At 62.3% G+C, this 19,987-nt stretch carries 15 protein-coding genes; 10 read left to right on the top strand and 5 right to left on the bottom strand.

What is annotated here, in order from left to right; translation table 11 throughout:
- Positions 1 to 38: 38 nt before the first annotated feature.
- From PLD_RS09690 to PLD_RS09675, 4 genes are all read right to left on the bottom strand, one after another.
- Positions 39 to 929, bottom strand: a complete 891-nt coding sequence (locus PLD_RS09690; protein ID WP_159892080.1) for a pseudouridine synthase — start codon at positions 927 to 929, stop codon at positions 39 to 41.
- Between the two features lie 78 nt (positions 930 to 1,007).
- Positions 1,008 to 1,328, bottom strand: a complete 321-nt coding sequence (locus PLD_RS09685; protein WP_159893460.1) for a transcriptional regulator — start codon at positions 1,326 to 1,328, stop codon at positions 1,008 to 1,010.
- Between the two features lie 40 nt (positions 1,329 to 1,368).
- Positions 1,369 to 1,815 carry a S24 family peptidase gene (locus tag PLD_RS09680; RefSeq protein ID WP_159892078.1) on the bottom strand — a complete coding sequence of 149 codons (447 nt, stop codon included), beginning with the start codon at positions 1,813 to 1,815 and terminating at the stop codon, positions 1,369 to 1,371.
- A 100-nt stretch (positions 1,816 to 1,915) separates the two neighbouring features.
- Positions 1,916 to 2,152, bottom strand: a complete 237-nt coding sequence (locus PLD_RS09675) for a glutaredoxin family protein (RefSeq protein ID WP_159892076.1) — start codon at positions 2,150 to 2,152, stop codon at positions 1,916 to 1,918.
- Positions 2,153 to 2,383: 231 nt separating this feature from the next.
- Here PLD_RS09675 and PLD_RS09670 point away from each other — a divergent pair, with 231 nt between their 5' ends.
- Positions 2,384 to 4,339 (top strand): monovalent cation:proton antiporter family protein, encoded by a 1,956-nt coding sequence (locus PLD_RS09670; RefSeq protein WP_159892074.1) that lies wholly within the window; start codon positions 2,384 to 2,386, stop codon positions 4,337 to 4,339.
- A 17-nt stretch (positions 4,340 to 4,356) separates the two neighbouring features.
- On the opposite strand, the gene PLD_RS09665 is transcribed toward PLD_RS09670, so the two are convergent.
- Positions 4,357 to 5,565: an ammonium transporter gene (locus tag PLD_RS09665; protein WP_159892072.1), complete on the bottom strand. Its 1,209-nt coding sequence runs from the start codon at positions 5,563 to 5,565 to the stop codon at positions 4,357 to 4,359.
- A gap of 324 nt (positions 5,566 to 5,889) precedes the next feature.
- Between PLD_RS09665 and PLD_RS09660 the strand changes: the two genes are divergently transcribed.
- The 9 genes from PLD_RS09660 to PLD_RS09620 all read left to right on the top strand — a co-directional run bounded on the left by PLD_RS09660 (position 5,890) and on the right by PLD_RS09620 (position 19,935).
- Positions 5,890 to 6,204 carry a YqjD family protein gene (locus tag PLD_RS09660; protein WP_159892070.1) on the top strand — a complete coding sequence of 105 codons (315 nt, stop codon included), beginning with the start codon at positions 5,890 to 5,892 and terminating at the stop codon, positions 6,202 to 6,204.
- Position 6,205: 1 nt separating this feature from the next.
- Positions 6,206 to 6,592 (top strand): phage holin family protein, encoded by a 387-nt coding sequence (locus PLD_RS09655; RefSeq protein WP_159892068.1) that lies wholly within the window; start codon positions 6,206 to 6,208, stop codon positions 6,590 to 6,592.
- On the top strand, positions 6,589 to 6,930 hold the full coding sequence (locus PLD_RS09650) for a hypothetical protein (protein WP_159892066.1): 342 nt from the start codon (positions 6,589 to 6,591) through the stop codon (positions 6,928 to 6,930). Before PLD_RS09655 ends, PLD_RS09650 begins: the two co-directional genes overlap by 4 nt.
- Before the next feature lie 210 nt (positions 6,931 to 7,140).
- Positions 7,141 to 8,304 carry an EAL domain-containing protein gene (locus PLD_RS09645; protein WP_159892064.1) on the top strand — a complete coding sequence of 388 codons (1,164 nt, stop codon included), beginning with the start codon at positions 7,141 to 7,143 and terminating at the stop codon, positions 8,302 to 8,304.
- Between the two features lie 119 nt (positions 8,305 to 8,423).
- A complete protein-coding gene (locus PLD_RS09640) occupies positions 8,424 to 9,755 on the top strand; it encodes a deoxyguanosinetriphosphate triphosphohydrolase (RefSeq protein WP_159892062.1) in 1,332 nt (443 codons plus the stop codon).
- A gap of 752 nt (positions 9,756 to 10,507) precedes the next feature.
- A complete protein-coding gene (locus PLD_RS09635; protein ID WP_371928976.1) occupies positions 10,508 to 12,232 on the top strand; it encodes a ShlB/FhaC/HecB family hemolysin secretion/activation protein in 1,725 nt (574 codons plus the stop codon).
- A gap of 102 nt (positions 12,233 to 12,334) precedes the next feature.
- Positions 12,335 to 17,293, top strand: coding sequence for a hemagglutinin repeat-containing protein (locus PLD_RS09630; protein ID WP_159892060.1), 4,959 nt, complete (start codon positions 12,335 to 12,337; stop codon positions 17,291 to 17,293).
- A 250-nt stretch (positions 17,294 to 17,543) separates the two neighbouring features.
- Positions 17,544 to 18,170: a response regulator transcription factor gene (locus PLD_RS09625; protein ID WP_159892058.1), complete on the top strand. Its 627-nt coding sequence runs from the start codon at positions 17,544 to 17,546 to the stop codon at positions 18,168 to 18,170.
- A gap of 43 nt (positions 18,171 to 18,213) precedes the next feature.
- On the top strand, positions 18,214 to 19,935 hold the full coding sequence (locus PLD_RS09620; RefSeq protein WP_256674583.1) for a response regulator: 1,722 nt from the start codon (positions 18,214 to 18,216) through the stop codon (positions 19,933 to 19,935).
- The last annotated feature ends 52 nt before the right edge of the window (positions 19,936 to 19,987 follow it).

Genomic DNA, 19,987 nt, shown 5'->3' with positions numbered 1-19,987 from the left:
GCCTAGTGCGGGTTTTATTGTTTAGGGCGCGTGGCTAGCTACCACTGCAAGCTGATACGACTTTCGAACTCACGCAGCTGTCCTGTCAGCGGGTCGATGAAGCGCAAGCCCTGCGCCAGCAGTTTCAGGGGGTTTCCATAGTCGTCTTCGGCCTCCCTGAGCACCTCGGGATAGAACGGGTCATTACAGATCGCCGCACCCAGCGCACTCATGTGCACCCGTAGTTGATGCTTTTTGCCGGTCACCGGAAACAAGGCGTAGCGCCATCGATCCACGCTTTTTTCCCTGACCTCGATGACGGTTTCGGTATTGCTCGGGCCTTCCCCCTCCTGCATACGGAAGAACGGCTCACCGTCCACCAGCCGACTTTTATGCACCCGTGGAAAATGCAGATGCGGCAAGGCACCTGCAATAGCCTCGTAGCGCTTCTCGATCTGCCGAGTGGGAAATAGTGCCTGATAGGCCGAGCGGCTGTCCGGGTGGGCGGAAAACAGAACCAACCCCGCCGTGTGCCGGTCGATCCGGTGCAACGGCACCAGATGCGGGTTATCCAGACGCCGGATCAGACGCCGTAGCAAAGTCTGCTCGACGTATTCACCCGCAGGCGTCACCGGTAGAAAGTGCGGCTTGTCCGCCACCACCAGATGCTCGTCGGCATGCAGGATCGTCTCCTGGACCGGGATGACCTTCTCGTCCGGCACCTCACGAAAATAGTGGATCCGCAGGCCTTCGCGATAAGCCAGCTCACGGCTGATGGGGTGGCCCTGCCCATCCAACACCCGACCACGAGCGATACGATCCAGCCATTGTTCGCGGCTGATCGCCTTGAAGTGATCGCACAGGCAATCCAGCACCGTCGGCCAGGAACCGGGAGGCAGGTACAAGGTACTGGCCTGATGTTGTGCAGCAGAGAAACTCGCAGAAGGCATACAAAAGCTCGATGGATCAGGGCAAGACGGCATTATCCAACAGCGTTCACCAGGAACCTAGGATCAGTTTCCCGGGCTTCAAACACACGCCTGTCTGGCCTCGGCTGCCGCCTCGGTGAACGCCTTGAGCCAACGCAGAACATCCACCGGTTCCCAACGCCCCGGATCGTAAAGTGCATAAAGCAGCCCCTGATAACCCACCACGTCCAACTGCCGGTGATAACCCGCACGCTGGAATAAGGCCTCGATTTCGGCAAAACAGGTATTGAAGTGCAACTTGTTGAACGGTGTCTTGCCTTCGGTGACCAGTCCATCCAAGCGCAACTCCAGCACCGCCTCACGGAGCACATCGGTGGACATGCTGTTCACGCTGTTTTTTAGTTGTTCGACATTGACCATCATCTATTCCTTTAACGGTTTGAAGCGTGCGCCACAGCCATCAGGGTTGCTTGCGTCCCACATAACTGACCACCCACAACACCACGCCCCAGATCTCGATCGAGCCCGGGTCATCCAGAACAAGGGAGGGAATTGAAGGCCGGGCCGCCTTGAGCAGCAAGCCGCCACGAGGATCGGGCGCCAGCAGGCGCAGCGAGTACTCATGAGCGCCCTGGGGCCGCACGACGAGGTACTGGTCGACTACGGGGGTGGCCGAGCGATCGACAATCAGCCGATCCCCGGGATAGATGCCGAACCCCAGCAAGTTGTCGTCGTCCACTAGCAAACCGTGGATCTGTGGCGCTCCCAGCCCCAGGGTTCGATCCAGGGAAAAACCACTGCCACTGGGGACACAGGCCGATGAAGTACAGTCGCTGTCGCCCAGATCCAGGAAACGGGCTGGCAACGGTTGTGAGCGTTCGACATCGGTCAGGAAGGTGAGAGACATGGCGAGACTCCTTGGAAGCTGTATATGCATACAGTAACCGAATCAGCGGATCTCGCCAATGAATTCCACCGGCCAGCGACGGATGGAGACGAACCGGCCCTCAGCGTAAAAACGCCACCACCTGCTCGGCATCGAAGGGCCAACCCAACTCGGCACCAGTGTCCACCCGACGCAACACCGGAATGAGCAGGCCGTAGGTGTCGAAGAGTTCCTGGCTTTCGGCGATGTCCACCAGCTCGACCATCAGGCCGTGCTCCACCAGCGGCATCAGCTCGGCCTCGGCCAGTTCACACAGATGGCACCCAAGGGTACCGAACAATTGGCATTCAGGGGGCATGACAGGGCAACCGTAAAAAGACTAGGCAATTATTTTAGGCCCATGGCTCAAAAAGCCCAGTCCGAACGCAGACTTTCTCCATGCATTCATCGCCCCACGAAGCCCCGATAAATATGAGACATTCTCGAAAAATAATGACTTGAATCAGCGTCGCTTTCCGCCACCCGGGTCATCCTCACCGCCTTTTGCCTCTAGGCTTTGCCTTGCACGCCCCTTGTCCGGAGAGACCCGTTGTTTGCCAATCTATTGATCATTCTCGCCTCCTCACTGGTGGTTATCGCGCTGTTCCGGCGCCTGAGCCTACCGCCAGTGCTGGGCTATCTATCTGTTGGGTTGATGATTGGCCCCACCGCTCTGGATTGGGTCAACGACAGTGAAGACCTGCCCGATCTGGCCGAACTGGGGGTGGTGTTTCTGTTGTTTTCCCTGGGCCTGGAGTTCTCCCTGTCGAAGATCCTTGCCCTGCGCCGCGTCGTGTTTGGCCTGGGCAGCCTGCAAGTGCTATGCAGCGGCCTGATCCTCGGCGCACTGCTGGCCTTGTGCGGTATGTCACTGACTTCCGCGCTGCTGCTGGGCACCGGTCTGGCGTTGTCCTCCACCGCCATTGTCAGCAAGGAACTGAGCAGTCTTGGCGAGATCTTCAGCAGCCATGGGCAGAACGCTATTGGCGTGCTGCTGTTTCAGGACCTAGTGGCGGTACTTTTATTGACGCTGGTCCCGGTGTTCGCGGGCAACAGCGACCACGCCTGGTACTGGACCCTGCCTGCGACCCTGGGCAAGACCCTGGTGTTGTTCGTCGGCCTGCTGTTGGCCAGTCGCTGGCTACTGCCCCGGCTATTCCATGAGGTTGCCGCCTCTCATTCCGCCGAGTTGTTCGTGCTGCTGGCCCTGGTGATCGTCCTGCTGACTGCCTGGCTCACCCACCTGTTGGGCCTGTCACCGGCCCTGGGCGCCTTCCTTGCCGGCATGTTGCTGGGTGAAAGCCATTACCGGCACCAGATCGAGGCCGACATCCGCCCGTTTCGCGACATTCTCCTAGGGCTGTTCTTCGTCAGCATCGGCATGCTCATCGACCTGCAACTGTTCATCGATCACACCCTGTTGATCCTTGGCCTGACCCTGGCCCTGCTGCTGATCAAGGGCAGCGTGGTCGCCGGCCTGCTCAAGCTGCGCGGCAGCGACGGCGAGACGGCCTGGCGCAGCGGCCTGGCGCTGGCCCAGGGCGGTGAGTTCTGCTTCGCCCTGATGGCGCAGATGCTACTCAGCCATATGATTCCCCCGCACATCAGCAGCCTGCTACTGGCCGCCACGTTCAGTTCCATGTTGCTGACTCCGTTGTTGCTGCGCGCCGCGCCGCTGATCACCGCCAGGCTGCACCGCAAGCCCAACCAGGCCGCACAGTTGGAGGAAATCAGCGCGCAGAACGCTCAATTGCAGGGGCATGTACTGATCTGTGGGTATGGCCGGGTCGGCCAGTCCATTGGCCGATTCTTGCGCCACGAGCAATTGCCCTACATCGCTCTGGACGACGATCCGGTGCGGGTCCAGGAGGCCTCGGCGGCAGAAAGCTGCGTGCACTACGGCGACTGCCGGCGGGGCGACCTGCTGGCCGCGGTCGGTCTGGAGCGGGCACGGCTGTTGGTGATCGCGGTGGATAAATCTGATATCGCGCTGGCGGTGCTCAAGGCCGCGCGGCGCCTGGACAACAACGTACCGGTGCTGGTGCGCACCCGGGATGACAGCCAGTTGGCGGAGCTCAAGGCCGCCGGAGCCAATGAAGTGGTGCCCGAGCTGCTGGAGTCGAGCCTGATGCTCGCGTCTCACGCATTGATCATGCTCGGGCTACCGGAACTGCGGGTGCAGAGCACCGTGGACGAAGTGCGGCAGAGCCGCTATCGCCTGCTACACGGTTTCTATCACGGTGCCCAAAACGATACGCAGGACAACCGCGAACCGCCCGCCGTACAGCTGCATGCGGTGATGCTCGACGCCGATGCCTACGCCTGTAACCGAGCGTTGGACGAGTTGGGGCTGGAAACACTGGACGTGGAGGTACGCGGGGTGCAACGCCATGGCGAGGAACTGCCCCTTAGCCCTGCTCCACGCCTGCAAGCCGGCGACCGGGTGCTGGTGTCCGGCTCCCAGGCATCGATCGAGGCCTGCGAAGCACGCTTGCAGGGCGGTTGAAACCGCCCTGCGCCACCTCAGTCCTGACTCACCGCGCCGATCTTATGCAACGACAGATCGGCGCCGTAGTACTCCTGCTCCTGGGTCAAGCGCAAACCGTAGCTGGCCTTGATCGCGCCATACACAGCAAAACCGCCCAACAGCGCCACCGCGACCCCAAGCCCGGTACCGATCAGTTGACTGATCAGGCTTACGCCACCCAACCCACCAAGGGTGCTCTGGCCGAAAATCCCACAGGCGATACCACCCCACACGCCACACAGGCCATGCAGCGGCCAGACTCCGAGCACGTCGTCGATCTTCCACCGGCTCTGGGCCGCAATGAAGCACCAGACGAACAAAGCCCCGGCAATCGCCCCGGTCAACAAGGCCCCCACCGGATGCATCAGGTCCGAACCGGCGCAGATCGCCACCAGCCCTGCCAGCGGTCCGTTGTGCAGGAAGCCTGGGTCATTGCGCCCGACGATCAACGCCGCCACGGTGCCGCCGACCATGGCCATCAACGAGTTCACCGCAACCAGGCCGCTCAGCCCCTGCAGGGTCTGAGCACTCATCACGTTGAAACCGAACCAGCCGACAATCAGAATCCACGAGCCCAGGGCCAGAAAGGGAATGCTCGACGGCGCGAACGCCACCAGCTTGCCGTCGCGATAACGGCCATTGCGCGGCCCCAGCAACAGCACCGCCGCCAGCGCCAGCCAGCCGCCCATGGCGTGCACCACCACGGAACCGGCAAAGTCATGGAAGCCGGCGCCAAAGTGCCGCTGCAACCAGGCTTGCACCCCAAAGTTGCCGTTCCATACCAGCCCCTCGAAGAATGGGTAGACGAAGGCCACGATCAACACCGTGGCACACAACTGCGGTACAAAACGCGCGCGCTCGGCAATGCCGCCGGAAATAATCGCCGGGATCGCCGCGGCGAAGGTTAAGAGAAAGAAGAACTTCACCAGGCTGTAACCGTGATCGGCACTGATCACCGCCGCAGGCTGCAAGAAGCTCACACCGTAGGAGATCCAATAGCCTATAAAGAAATAGGCCAAGGTCGAGACCGCGAAGTCGCTGAGGATTTTCGACAGCGCATTGACCTGATTCTTCTGCCGGACCGTGCCTACTTCAAGGAAGGCAAAACCGGCGTGCATGGCCAGGACCATGACCGCCCCGATCAGGATGAACAGGGTGTTGGAACCGTGGACCAGGGTGTCCACAGCGCTTTGCAGATTTTCCATGGAATAGGCAGATCCGAAATGGGCCCTCACGTACCGCATCCAATGCGCACCAAGTTGGCACCCTGCGCTGCCATTGCGCGCATTCGGTGAACCGTTTTGGCGCACAACACCGGAGCGCGCAGCGACGTGGCAGTGAATGGACTGAGGTTATGATTTTTTCGGCCAGGGTTTACGCGGTCTGCACCGCCCCCCTCGCTCGTTTTCAGCGCAGGCATCAGCCCCCGCGCACCAGGACAAAGCAAAAGCTGTACCAGGCAACTAGAGTGAACCTTCACTTGAGGCTCACACTCATAGCTCACACACGTCACTAACGGAGAAACAACCATGGCCAGCAAAACGGCAAAGACGGCTCAAGAAGTACTGATGGCGGATTTTCAGGCTTTGGTCACCGACACGGAGCGTCTGCTGGAACACACCGCAACCCTGGCCGGCGATCAAGCCGACGAGCTGCGCGAAAAGATCCATGACAGCCTGCTCAAGGCCCGGGAAACCCTGCAACTGACCGAGGATTCCCTGCGCCAGCGCAGCCAGGCCGCCGTCACCGCCGCAGAAGACTATGTACAGAGCAACCCTTGGCAATCCGTCGGGATCGCCGCCGGGGTGGGCTTTCTCATCGGCCTCCTGGCAACGCGGCGCTGATATGGCTGGTGAATCCTCTGCGTCCGGCAGCGGCCCAAGCGCTTCTTCGCGGCGCTTGGGGGCCGCGGTCCTGGGCTTGTTGCACAGCCACATCGAACTCTTCGGCATCGAGTTACAGGAGCAAAAGGCACGTACCGTGAGCCTGCTGCTGTTCGCCGGCCTGGCACTGGTGTTCGCCCTGCTGTTGCTGGTGGGCCTATCAGCCCTGGTATTGATCCTGCTGTGGGACAGCTATCGCCTGCCCGGGATCATCGGTCTGTGCGTGTTCTACGCCCTGGCGGCGATCTTCTGCGGTTTGCGCCTCAAGGCGGCGATCTTCGATGAGTCCTCGCCCTTCAACGCCACGCTCGAAGAGCTGGCCAATGATCGGGAGCGCCTGCTGCCATGAAGTTGCCCGAACTCCCGCAGAACACCTCGCGCCAGGAAATGCGCAAAGTCCTGGTCCGCTTGCGCATGGAAATGCACCGCCAGGAAATCCGCCACGAATCTCAGCAGTTGCTGCAGCCCCTGCAACGGGTCCGCAGCCTCGGGCAAAGCTGGCAGGACGGCCTTGGCATCAAACACGCGCCGCTCTGGGGCGTGGCGGTGGTCACCCTGTTGGGGTTCATCACCGGTAAGGGCACCAAGAGCGGTGGTGTCAGCAGCCTCACCCGGCTGGTGCGCCTGGGCACCAGCCTGTTACCGCTGATCAAAATGGTCATGCAGGGCACCTCGCGCAAACCCTGAGCGAGCATCAGCAACCGCCTGCAAGCGGCAACGGCTGAACTGGCTGCATTCTTGCTAAGCAACCCGGATCGGCCCCTATACCAGGGGGCCGACCCAGGATGGGGAAAGCGCCGTATTGCTGAGCGCGGCAGTGCTCACCCAGCCTGGACGCCTGTCTGCCTACCCGACAGCCGCAGCCCCCTACCAACAAGACGCTTATAAGGAGGCCCTGTGATCGACGGGCAACCGCTCGCCTGCTTCCAGCCATTCATCGATACCGCTACCGGGCGCATCGCCGGAGTCGAAGCTCTGGGCCGCCTGCGCCAGGACAATGGGCAGCTGGCATCGGTGGGACCGCTATTCGCCGATCCCCGAACCCCTACCAGCGCCTTGCGCCGTCTTGATCGCCTGGTCCGCGACGATGCTTTGCGCCGTTTCCACGAAGCCCCGGCGGACTGGTTCCTGAGCTTGAACATTTCCCCACGCTGGATCAGTCGGTTGCGGCCAGGGCAGCCATTGCCCAGCCTCAAACAGTTGCAGCAAAACGAGGTCGATCCGCGGCGCATCGTGTTCGAGATCACCGAGCTGGGGGGTAACAGCCAACGCCTGACCGAGGTGGTGGCGCGCTACCGCCAGGCGGGGGCGCGAATCGCCATCGACGACTTCGGCGCCGGTTACTCACAACTGGACCGGGTGCTGGCGCTGCAACCGGACATCCTCAAGCTGGACATGCGCCTGTTCCAGGCTGCCGCTCGGGGCGGGCCCAGCAGCGACGTGGTCAAGGCCCTGGCACAGATGGCGGAAAAGACCGGCTGCTGGATCATCGCCGAAGGCGTGGAAACCGAGGCCGAACTGGATTTCGCCCTGGAGTGCGGCTCGCGTTACGTGCAGGGTTTCCTGTTTGCCCGGGCCGAGGAACGGTTGTTCACCAGCGACACCTTCGTACACCCCTTCGCCAAGCTCCGCGAGCGCTACGTCAGGCACAAGCTCGACGAGCGTAACCGGCTGATGCGCATGCGTCTGCAACTGGCCGAACTGATGAACCTGCTGCAAGCCTGGGCTCAGGCCCAAGCCCCCATCAGCCAATTGCCCCGCATCGAGGTGTTTCCCTGGCTGCTGCGCTTTTATCAATGCGACCGCCACGGCACCCAACTGACGCCGAACGTGGAATGGCGCGACAACAACTGGCACGCCGACAGCCGCTACGTCGGGCACAACTGGTCCTGGCGCCCTTACTTCTATCACCTGCTCGCCGAAGGCTGGGAAGAGCGGCGCCTGACCCTGTCCAACACCTACCGCGACGCCACCAGCAACCAGTACTGCCTGACCGCTGGGCAATTCTTCGACAACGGCCAGCGCCTGCTGTTGATCGATATCGATGCAGCCGGTTTATAGCCGTGGCCGACCGCCCAACAACGACGCAATTACTTGCAGTCCAGCCCCTCACCCCCCTTGCGGGCACGCCCGGGAACCCGGAAGCTCTGCCCTTCAGTTTTTTTCGGAGAGACCCCGCCTTGGATTGGCAGACCCTGCTCAACCGCGAACGCCTCGCAAAGCCAGTGCACAGCCCGGAAGAACTCGGCCGTAGCCCTTTCCACAAAGACCACGACCGCATCATCTTCTCCGGCGCCTTTCGCCGCCTGGGGCGCAAGACCCAGGTGCACCCGGTGTCCAGCAACGACCATATCCACACTCGCCTGACCCACTCCCTGGAGGTCAGTTGCGTCGGTCGCTCCCTGGGCATGCGCGTCGGCGAAACCTTGCGCGACGCCCTGCCCGACTGGTGCGAACCCAGCGACCTGGGGATGATCGTGCAGTCGGCCTGCCTGGCCCACGACATCGGCAACCCACCCTTCGGCCATTCCGGCGAAGACGCCATCCGCCACTGGTTCCAGCAGGCCGCCGGGCGTGGCTGGCTGGACGCGATGAGCGAGGCTGAACGCCAGGACTTCCTCAATTTCGAAGGCAATGCCCAGGGTTTCCGGGTCCTGACCCAGCTCGAATATCACCAATTCGATGGCGGCACCCGGCTGACCTACGCCACCCTCGGCACCTACCTCAAGTACCCCTGGACTGCACGCCACGCCGACTCCCTGGGCTACAAGAAGCACAAGTTCGGCTGCTACCAAAGCGAATTGCCGCTGCTGGAACAGATCGCCCACAAGCTCGGCCTGCCGCAGCTGGAAGAGCAGCGCTGGGCCCGGCATCCGCTGGTGTACCTGATGGAAGCCGCGGACGACATCTGCTATGCCCTGATCGACCTGGAAGACGGGTTAGAGATGGACCTCTTGGAGTACGCCGAAGTCGAGTCCCTGCTGTTGGGGCTGGTGGGCGACGACCTGCCGGAAACCTATCGCCAGCTAGGCCCGGGTGATTCGCGCCGGCGCCGCCTGGCGATCCTGCGGGGCAAGGCCATCGAGCACCTGACCAACGCCGCCGCCCGGGCCTTTGTCGCCCAGCACGACGCCCTGCTGGCCGGCACCCTGCAGGGCGACCTAGTGGAGCACATGCATGGCCCGGCCAAGCGCTGCGTGCTCAATGCCAAGGACGTGGCACGGCGCAAGATCTTCCAGGACAAGCGCAAGACCCTGCACGAGATCGGCGCCTACACCACCCTGGAGATCCTGCTGAACTCGTTCTGCGGCGCAGCACTGGAGCAGCACGGCGGCAAGACGCCGTCGTTCAAGAACCGGCGGATTCTCGATCTGCTGGGCAACAACGCGCCGGACCCGAATTGGCCGCTGCACACCTCGTTCCTGCGCATGATCGACTTCATCGCTGGCATGACCGACAGCTACGCCAGTGAAATGGCCCGGGAAATGACCGGGCGTTCGAGCCCGCAATGACCCTAGCCCCTCAAGTGCCTGGTGGCCGCACCAGGCACTTGATATGACCGGCAACCTCCTATCCGCAACTAAGGGATTCCCCTAGTCGGGCCGCCGCAACAGCGGCCGACAAACACCGAATATAAAGCAGCACAACGAAAAACACTCGATATTCCGGGCGTGTCATTCAAGAGTCCGGATCTAAGGCATTCCCCGAGCAACATAACTTTAATTAACGAACAACAAGACTAGAGCAACTACTCAGATAGAAAGAGCAACTAGCCGTAAACGCTCAGCGTGGGGAGCGCGGTGTTCACAAAATCGCACAGCTGTTCTTGAGCCAACCAAACATCCTACCTTTGCAGATTTTCACGAATCCCCTGAACCCCTTGCCAATCAAGGCCGCCAGGAATTTTTGTTAGCCTTCTATGCATTTACAATTTACGTACAAATCGAGTTTTTAGTTTCGGATAATCTCGATTTCAACAAGATATTTCCCCGCTGATCACCCCCGGAAAAACTAATTTCACACCGCGCTGTAACGTTTGCACTGCAACTCACTCAACCCTTTTGTCATACCTGATTTTAGATTGAAGCACCCGGCTCTCACTCAGGAATTGTCACTCGCGAGCACTTGAAGATAGGCCACCGATATAGCGATCGACGGCACCTCATATTCACCGTGCAGAACTTAAAGCGACGTCACTAGTTGAGCCTCAACGATCGGCTTTTCTGTTGTTCGTCACTTGGTCTTTTTACAGTAAGGATGCCAAGTGCCCTATTCATCACGCACCGCCCCCCTTCTCGCCCCTATGGGCAATGGGTGCCTGGGATTGTTGTTGGGCCTGATCTGCCTGACCCCGGCCCTGACCCTGGCCGACGTGCAACCGGGCCAGGAAGCCCTGCGACTGCAGCAGCAACAGCAACGCGACCTGCAACAACTGCAACTGGAACAGCGCCAGCGGCAGATGCAGCGCGGCAGCTTCAGCAGCACCCCGGCCAGCCCCGACCTGCCACAGCAGCCCACCAGCGACGAGCGCTGCTGGCCTCTGAGCGGCACGCGTATCGGCGGTGTCAGCCTGTTCAGCAAGGCCAGGCTCAATGACGCCATCAAGCCGTATGTGGCGCCGTGCATGGGGGTCAATCAGATCAACCAACTGCTGGCGGCCATCACTCGCCTCTATGTCGAGGCTGGCTACATTGCCAGCCGCCCGTACCTGGCCAGCACACCGGCCGCCGGGCACAGCCTGGATATTCTGGTAGAGGAAGGCTACGTCGAAGCCGTCGAACTGGCCGACCAACGCCTGCCGGTGTCCCTGGGTGGGGCCTTCCCAGGCATGCTCGGCAAGCCGCTGTACCTGCGGGACCTGGAACAAGGCCTGGATCAACTGAACCGCCTGCGCTCTCTGGACCTGACCGCCGATATCGCCCCAGGTAGCCAGCCCGGCGCCTCACGGATCATCCTGCGTTCGCGCAGCAGCGCCGCGCGCTGGGGCCTCGGCCTGGGTGTGGATAACCTCGGCAGCGCCGGCACCGGCCGCGACCGGCAGTCGATCAACCTCAATCTCGACAGCCCATTGCAGATCAACGACGCGCTGAACCTGAACTACAGCGACACCCTCAACCACGGCCCGCGCTACAGCCGCAGCAGCAGCCTGTTCTACTCGGTGCCCTACGGTTACTGGACCTACAGCCTGTTCGCCAGCCACGCCGAATACCGCGCGCCGCTGAAGCTGGCCCGAACCACCCTGTACAACAGCGGCCGCACCGACATGGTCAGCGGCCGCGCCGACCGGGTGCTGTGGCGCGACCAGAGCCACCAGCTCAGCGCCAACCTGCAACTGGCCTACAAGGACGTGGACAGCTACCTGCAAAAGGCCCATTTGCAGATCCAGAGCCCGACCCTGACCGTGGCCGAGGCCGGGCTCAACCTGTTCTGGCTCAACAGCGCGGTGTGGAACCTGGATATCAATTACGCCCAGGGCCTGACCTGGTTCGGCGCCGACCGCGACTCGCAGCAGGTGCAACGCAACCTGCCCCAGGCGCAGTTTCGCAAGTACCGCGCCGGCCTCAGCCAGTGGCGCAACGGCCAGTGGGGCAGCCAGCACTGGCAGTGGCAGAGCCAGCTCTCGGCGCAGTACAGCCCGGACCCGCTACCGGCCATCGAACAACTGCTGGGCACCGACGATTCGGCGGTGCGCGGCTACCGCCTCAACAGTGCCTCCGGCGCCATCGGCGCGGTGTGGCGCAACACCCTGCGCCTGCCGCTCAACAGCGGCCTGCCAGTGAAGTTCACTCCACGCCTGGGCCTGGACAACGGCTGGATCAAAGCCGAGCACGGCGCCCAGAGTCGGCACCTGAGCGCTGCCAGCCTGGGCCTCAACCTGGCCTGGAAAAAACTCCAAGTCGACCTGGATTACCAACGCAGCCTCACCCAGCCGCAGGGCTTTCGCACGGAACCGGAAGTCTGGCTGGCCAGGTTCAGCCTGCAGATTTGATCAACCGCCGATTAGCCTGAAATACCCGATGAACCTGAGCACAACGCGCCGTCGCCCCCCTAGAAGGCAACGCCCGGCTCACCTACTCAGCACGAGGTTCTCATGCCTGACAACATTCACAGATTCACTCTTTCGCCCCAGGGCACGTTGCGCTGGACCATCGCCGGCCTGCTGCTGGTGTCCCATCTGCCCCTGGCCCTGGCTGGCGGGATCACCGTGGCCGAAGGCCCCGGTGGCACCCCGCAGTTGCAAAACCAAGGCGGCGTGCCGATCGTCAACATCGTCGCGCCCAACGCCGGTGGCCTGTCTCACAACCAGTTCCTGGACTACAACGTCGGGCAGCAGGGCGTGGTGCTGAACAACGCCTTGCAGGCCGGGCAATCGCAATTGGCCGGACAACTGGCAGCCAACAGTCAGTTTCACGGCCAAGCCGCCAGCGTCATCCTCAACGAAGTGATCAGCCGCAACGCCTCGCAGCTCAACGGTGCCCAGGAAATTTTCGGCCGCGCCGCGGACTTCGTGCTGGCCAACCCCAACGGCATCTCGGTCAATGGCGGCAGCTTCATCAACACCCCCAACGCCAGCCTGGTGGTGGGTCGCCCGGACCTGCAAGACGGCAAGTTGCAAGGCCTGAACACCCAGGATGCGCGGGGTCAGTTAGCTATCCACGGCGGCGGCCTGCGTAACGCCGAAGGCTCGATCAACCTGATCGCCCCGCGCATCGACAGTCAGGGCGCACTCAAGGCCAGAGACCACTTGAACGTGACCGTGGGGCGCAACCAACTGGATTACCCCAGCGGTAAGGTGCTGAACGTCGACCCGGCGAGCCACACCCAGGAACAACGCATCGACGCCAGCCTGTTCGGCGCCATGCAGGCCGGGCGGATCAATATCGTCAGCACCGCTGAAGGTGCCGGGGTGCGTGTCGGTGCGGTCCAGGTGGACGGGCGCGACGGGGTCAAGCTGACTTCCGCCGGTGATCTGGACATCCGCGGCCAGGCGGTGGACAACAGCCTCGACGCGATCCGTGCCGGGGTCCGCAGCCAGGGCGACATCGAGCTGCACGGAGCCAAGGACCTGACCCTCGCGGCCACCGATGTCAGCGGCCGCAACGTCAAGCTCGATGCCGGTCGCAACCTGACCCTGAGCAGCATCGAAAGCCGCAAGCTCCAGGAGAAACGCCAGCAGTGGGACAAGAGCACCATCGGCATCACCTGGGAAACCTACAACCGTACCGAGACCGACAGCGACACGCGCCAACACGGCAGCCAGGTGCTGGCCCAGCACGACGCCGAGTTGAAATCCGGTGCCACGACCCGGATCCACGGCAGCAGCATCGAGGCCGGCCATCACCTCAAAGCCCGCAGTGACGGCGATCTGCAACTGACCGCCGCCACCGAAACCCACACCCAGCGCGACCAGGGCCAGCACCGCAAGCACCTGTGGAAGGAAAACTGGGACAACAGCAGCAGCCAGCAGCGCAGCGTCGCCAGCCAGCTCAAGAGCGGTCAGCAACTGCAACTCGACAGCCAGCACAAGCTGCACCTTGAAGGGGCCGAGCTGCGCAGCCGGGGCGACATCCGGCTGACCGCCCAGGACGTCGACATCACCAGTGCCAGCCGCCAGCAGAGCCAGAGCAATCAGCATTACTCCGGCGACCTGGTGGGCGGTGGTTTCTTCGGCAAGAACGCCGACGGCGGCCAGGGCAAGACCCAGAACCAGGGCAGCAAGGTCAACGCCGACGGCAAGCTGATCGTGCGCGCCGACAGCGTGCGCATCAGCGGCAGCCAGGCCCGGGGCGCCACCCAGGCCAGCGTCATCAGTGACAAGGGCTCGCTGACCATCGACGGCGTGCAGGACACCTCCCACAGCAACAGCCACAGCAAGGACAGCAAGTTCTTCGGCATCACCAAGGACGAGAGCCGTCAGCAGAGCAAAGGCAGCACCACCGTCGGTAGCCAGTTGCGTTCGGACAGCAACCTCAAGTTGCAAAGTGCAGAGGACCTGAGCATCAGCGGCTCCCAGGTCGCCGCTACGGGCGCACTGGACGCCAGCGCCAAGGGCACGGTCAAGGTCGTCGCAGCCGAAGACACCCAGCACGACAGCAGCAGCACCCAGAAGCGCGGCTTCGACGCCTACGCCAAGGAAAACGCCCCGGGCACCGGCCAGTACCGGGCCGGGGTGCGCTACCAGGATGAGCAGCGCAACGACAGCAGCGACAGCACCCGGCAACAGGCTTCCAGCCTCACTGGCGGCACCCTGGCGGTCAGCGCCGGCGAGGACCTCAAGGTGCAAGGCAGCGACCTTGCGGCCACGGCCGGCGATGCCAGCCTGAGCGGCAAGCATGTGCAGTTGCTGGCGGCGGACAACACCACCGACAAGCACAGCGACAGCACCACCACCGGGGGCGGCTTCTACTACACCGGCGGCCTGGACCGCGCCGGCAACGGTGTGCAAGTGGCCCACAGCAGCAGCCAGGACACAAGCCACAAGAGCACCGCTCAAACCAGCAACATCGCCGCCAGTGGCAACCTGAGCATCAACGCCGGCAAGCGCCTGACCACCGAAGGCGCCCAAGTCAAGGCCGGCGGCGCGCTGCAGGTCAAGGCTGGCGAGATCGACAACCGGGCCGCCCGCAACAGCGACAGCAGCAACCATAAGGAGAACAACTGGGCGGTGGATGTGGGCGCCAACGTCGAATACAAGGGCGTCACACGCCCCATCGAAAAAGCCATTCAGGGCGTGGCCCAGCGCAAATTCCACCAACCTGGCGTGCTCGATGCCCTGGAACAGCCCAATGTCGGGCTCGATGTGGATGTCAGCCACCAGAACCGCCAACGCAGCGAAAGCGCCAGCACCGCCGTGGTCAGCCAGTTGAGCGGCGGCCAGGTCACGGTCAAGGCCGACGGCCAACTCAAGGACCAGGGCACCCAGTACCGCGCCACCGACGGCGCGCTGAAGATCGACGCCGGCAGCCTGCTGGCCAGTGCCGCCAGCGATACCCACAGCCGCAGCGAACAGGCGGTGGACGCCAAGGTTGGCGTGCGGGTCTACACCAACACCGGTGAAGACCTGAACATCCGTGGCAGCGGTGCCGGTGGCAGCAGCAACGTCACCAGCAGCTCCGAGAAGGCCCAGGTCGGCAGCTACGCCGGCAGCCAGGGCGTGGACATCAAGGTCGGTGGCGATGCCAGCTTCGAAGGCAGCCAGTTCAATGGCGGTCTGGGCGGCGTCAACATCAAGACCGACGGCAAGCTGGCACTCAATCAGGCCAATGATCGCCAGAGCAGCAGCGACTCCAGCCTGCGTGGCGATGCCTCCCTGACCCTGGGCACCACGCCAGGTAGCAGCGGCAGCAACCTCAATGTCGGCGCCGGATTGCAACTGGATCACAAGGGCCTCGAGCAGCAGGACAGCCAGGCGCGGGTTGCCAGCATCCAGGGCCAGGGGCCGGTCAACCTCAAGAGTGCAAGCGACCTGACGCTGCAAGGCACACAGATCGGCAACGCCGCGCGTCCGGCCGGCGATATCACCCTGGACGCTGGCGGCAAGCTCGATCTGCAGGCTGCGGTCGATACCCACGCCAGCCAGGGCAGCAACCTGGGTGGCGGCCTCACGGCCGGTGGCAGCAAAACCAGCAGCGAACAAAGCAGTGGCAAGAGCGTCAACCTCGGCGCCAACTTCAACATCGGCCGGGTCAATGAAAACGACCAGAGCCAGCGCGGCGCCCAGCTCTACAGCCAGGGCCAAGTGCGACTGGGCAGCGCAGCCGAGGGCGACAGCGCCATTCACCTGCAGGGCACGCGCATCGATGCCGCCAAGGTGGTGCTGGAGGCGACCCAGGGTGGCATCTATCAGGAGTCGGCGCAGTCCACCCAAGATCACAACAACTGGGGCCTGACCCTGGGCGCCGGCGGCAGCATGGGCAAGACCACCCTGGCCGACGCGAGTGAACATGACTCGCCGAAAATCGACCGTGGGATCAACGCCCGAGCCAAGATCGACGTCGATCAGCGCCACAGCACGACTCAGCACAACAGCCTGATCAAGGCTGACCAGGTGACCCTCAACAGTGCCGGCAACGTGCACCTGGCCGGGGCCAACATCGATGCGCAACGGCTCAACGGGGCGATAGGTGGCGACCTCAAGATCGAAAGTCGTCAGGACCAGTTGCGCAGCACCCAGGTCAATATCGACGCCAAGCTGGAAGTGGCGAAGAACCAGCCGGGGCTGGTGGACAAGCTGGCCAAACCGGCCGGCCCGCTCAAGGACGACCTGAAGGCCAAGGCCGAGAAAGGCTTCGACCAGCACCGGGAAAAGCTGGAAAAAGCCGTCGACAAGGGCGTGGACAAACTCAGCTCTGCCAAGGACAGCGTGGTCGCCAAGGCCAGCGACGCCAAGGAGCGTCTGGGTGAGAAACTCAGCCGCAGCGGCAGTTACGATGTCAACCCAGAGCCCCGTGGCGCCTTCGGCAATGGCGTGGACAAGGCCAAGCACTACCTGGCCGACAAGGCCGATGCCGCAGGCAACCGTCTCTCCAGCCTGAAAGAGCGCTTCTGGCCAAAAACCAGCGACAGCTATTCGGTCAACGAGAAGACCAGCGCCGGCAGCAAGCTGGCCGATACCGCCGAAAACGTGCTGTTCGGCGATAAGAGCGGTAAAACTTCCTATACCCCAAGCCTGAACCTGAACCTCAGCCACGCGAGCAAGAACCGCGTGGAACAGGCCTCCGGAATCAGCGCTCAACAGGGCGTCAACCTGCGGGTCGATGGCGTAACCCAGCTCACCGGTGCACGCATCAGTGCCAGCGAGGGCCAGGTCAATCTGGGCGGTTCCAAGGTCACCCGCACCGCGCTAGCCGGCTCGGATTACCGCGCGGATGTCGGGCTCAACCTGTCCAAGGCGCCGCTCACCCAGATTACGGGCAGCATCAAGGAACTGACCCGTAATCAGGACCAAGCCACCCAGAAGGATCAACTGTTCAACCTGGGCCCGCTGCGTATCGGCCGGCACAGTGACAATCAACTGCTGCAAGCCGGCATCGAGCAAAAAAACCCATGAGGCACGGGCCGCCCTCTCTTTCGGAGGGCGGCCTTATCTGGCATCGACACCGCGCCTTGGCGGACTCCCCCCAGCGGCCAGATGACCGCCCTGTCCCTATCAACTTCCCTTTACTGCCAACTGATTGTAATACCTCCCCTTATTCGTTGTAGGACCTGTCTTAGATTGGGTTTCCGGCACGTTGGCAACTATATCTACCACACCGGCTGGGCTACTGTTCGAACGTTCAACTTATCGACAGGAAACCAGCATGGGCTCAGTACTTATCATTGATGACCATCCCGTTATACGCATGGCAGTCCGTATTTTGCTGGAGCACGAAGGATATAAAATCGTTGGTGAAACCGATAATGGCGTAGATGCATTGCAAATGGTCCGTGAGTGCGAGCCGGATCTGGTCATCCTCGACATCTGCATTCCCAAACTGGACGGACTGGAGCTGCTGGAGCGCTTCAACGGCATGCCCAAGCCCTTCAGAACCCTGATCCTGACGGCCCAGTCAGCGGCCTTGTTCGCCAACCGCTGTATGCGTGCCGGAGCCAGTGGCTATGTGTGCAAGCAGGAAGACTTGAGTGAACTGCTCAGCGCCATCAAGGCGATTTACAGCGGTTACAACTACTTTCCCAGTCAAGCACTGCAAGCGGGGAAGTCAGGATTCAGCCTAACTTTGGAGTTGGAACAACTCAATTCGCTGAACGACCGTGAATTAATGGTCCTGCAACTTTTCGCCTTGGGCCAAACCAATAAGGAAATTGCCACAGGGATGTTTCTTAGTCATAAAACCGTTAGTACATACAAGAAGCGTATTATGCAAAAACTGGCCGCCAACTCCATGAATGATCTGGTGGATATGGCCAAGCGCAATGAACTGATATGAAGCGCCTAAGTGTGGCCCTTTCGCCGCTTCACGAGCTCCGGCCATGATCGAGACCTTACCGTCGCCCTCCAGCGTCATCACGCTGCTGGCGCTGCTGATCGTCGCATTGCTGAGCCAGACCTGGCTCTGGCGACGACTGCATCAACGCCAACAGCAACTACGGGAACTGGGCCAGGCGCTTGCCACGCTGGAGGCCGACAAACAGCGCGCCGAACAGGCCAATCGTCTCAAGGGGCAGTTCTTGGGCCACATCAGCCATGAAATCCGCACGCCCTTGAGCGCCTTCATCGGCCTGCTGGAACTGATGCTACTGCGCAGCGAAGCCGACGCCCCGAACCTGCCTTCGCTGCAGCTGGCCCTAGAGGCTGCCAGGGATCTGCGGGAGTTACTCAGCGACCTGCTGGACATCACCCGGATCGAGTCCGGGGAGTTATCGTTGAATCCAACCTGGGCTTACTTACGCAACAACGTCGACGTGGTAATGGGAGTGTTTCAGGCCCTGGCACAGCAGAAAAACCTCGACCTGAGTCTTGAGTTCACGGCACCTGATCCCGAACCCCAAGTACTGATCGACGTTCTGCGCTTCAAGCAGGTACTGTCCAATCTGCTGAGCAATGCGATCAAGTTCACCACCAAGGGCTCGGTTCAGGTCCGGCTGCAACTGTGGCCGGCGACACGAGCGAATGACTTCGAGCTGCAGCTGCAGGTCCTGGACACCGGCATCGGCATCCCCGAGCAGCAGCGCCTGCAACTATTGCAACCATTTGCCCAGGTCGACCCGGGCAGTCAGTCGGCCCGAGACAGTGCCGGGCTCGGTTTGCCCATCAGCCATCACGTATGTCAACGAATGGGCGGCCGCCTGGGCCTCTACGGCCGAAGCGGGCCCGGCTGCGAGGCGCGGATCGAGCTGTCGCTGGCCGGGCGCGTGACTTGTGCCCCGCCGCCCGAGCCGCCCATGTGCCCACTCGCCGGCCTGCCTCTGGACATACTGCTGGCAGACGACCATCCCGCCAGTCTGACCTTGTTGCAGGGGCAACTGGAGTATCTCGGCCATCGCGTCAGTTGCGCCGAGAACGGACTACAGGCCTATCAACAATGGCAAGACGGTGATTTCGACCTGCTGATCGTCGACTGCAACATGCCCGCCATGAACGGCTATCAACTGACCAAGGCCATCCGCCAGGACGAAACACTCAGCCGACAGCCGCCGGTGCATCTGCTCGGCTGCAGCGCCAGCCACGATCCGCGAACGCGTGAATGCTGCCTGAAGGCCGGCATGCACGACTGCCTGTTCAAACCCCTGGGATTGAGCCAGATAAGCCAAACCCTGGCGGCACTCATGCCGCTGCCCAGGGCCGACAGTTTCAGCCTCCGGACGTTGCAGACCCTGACCCGCGGCGAACCGACATTCGCCCAGCAGATGCTCAAGAAATTGCTGCAGTGCAGCCTCGACGATCGCCGCTTGCTGGGACTGATTACGCCCCAGGACAACCAGGCACTGCTCACGCAGGCCCACAGGATCAAGGGATCGGCGCTGATGGTCGGCGCCGATGCATTGCACAACGCTTGCCAAATCCTGGAGCTTGCCTGCCTCGAGGAGGCCGGGCTCGACGCCGTCAGCCCGGCCATCCGCGCCCTGGATCTGGCCCTGGTGCGCTTTGCCCAGTCCCTGCATCGACACATCGCTCAAGCGCCATCCCCCAGTCCTGCGGCTGCGCCCCAGGCCTCGCCCACACACGCTTCAGGCCACGCGGTACCGAGATAATCCGCCCTCTTGCCAGCCAAATACCAAAAGGCCAGTATTGCCTCGCCTCCTC

It is taken from the genome of Pseudomonas sp. LD120 (genome assembly GCF_009861525.1).
Lineage (GTDB): Bacteria > Pseudomonadota > Gammaproteobacteria > Pseudomonadales > Pseudomonadaceae > Aquipseudomonas.
Note: the sequence above shows the minus strand (reverse complement) of the source record. Positions and strands in the feature narration are given on the sequence as shown.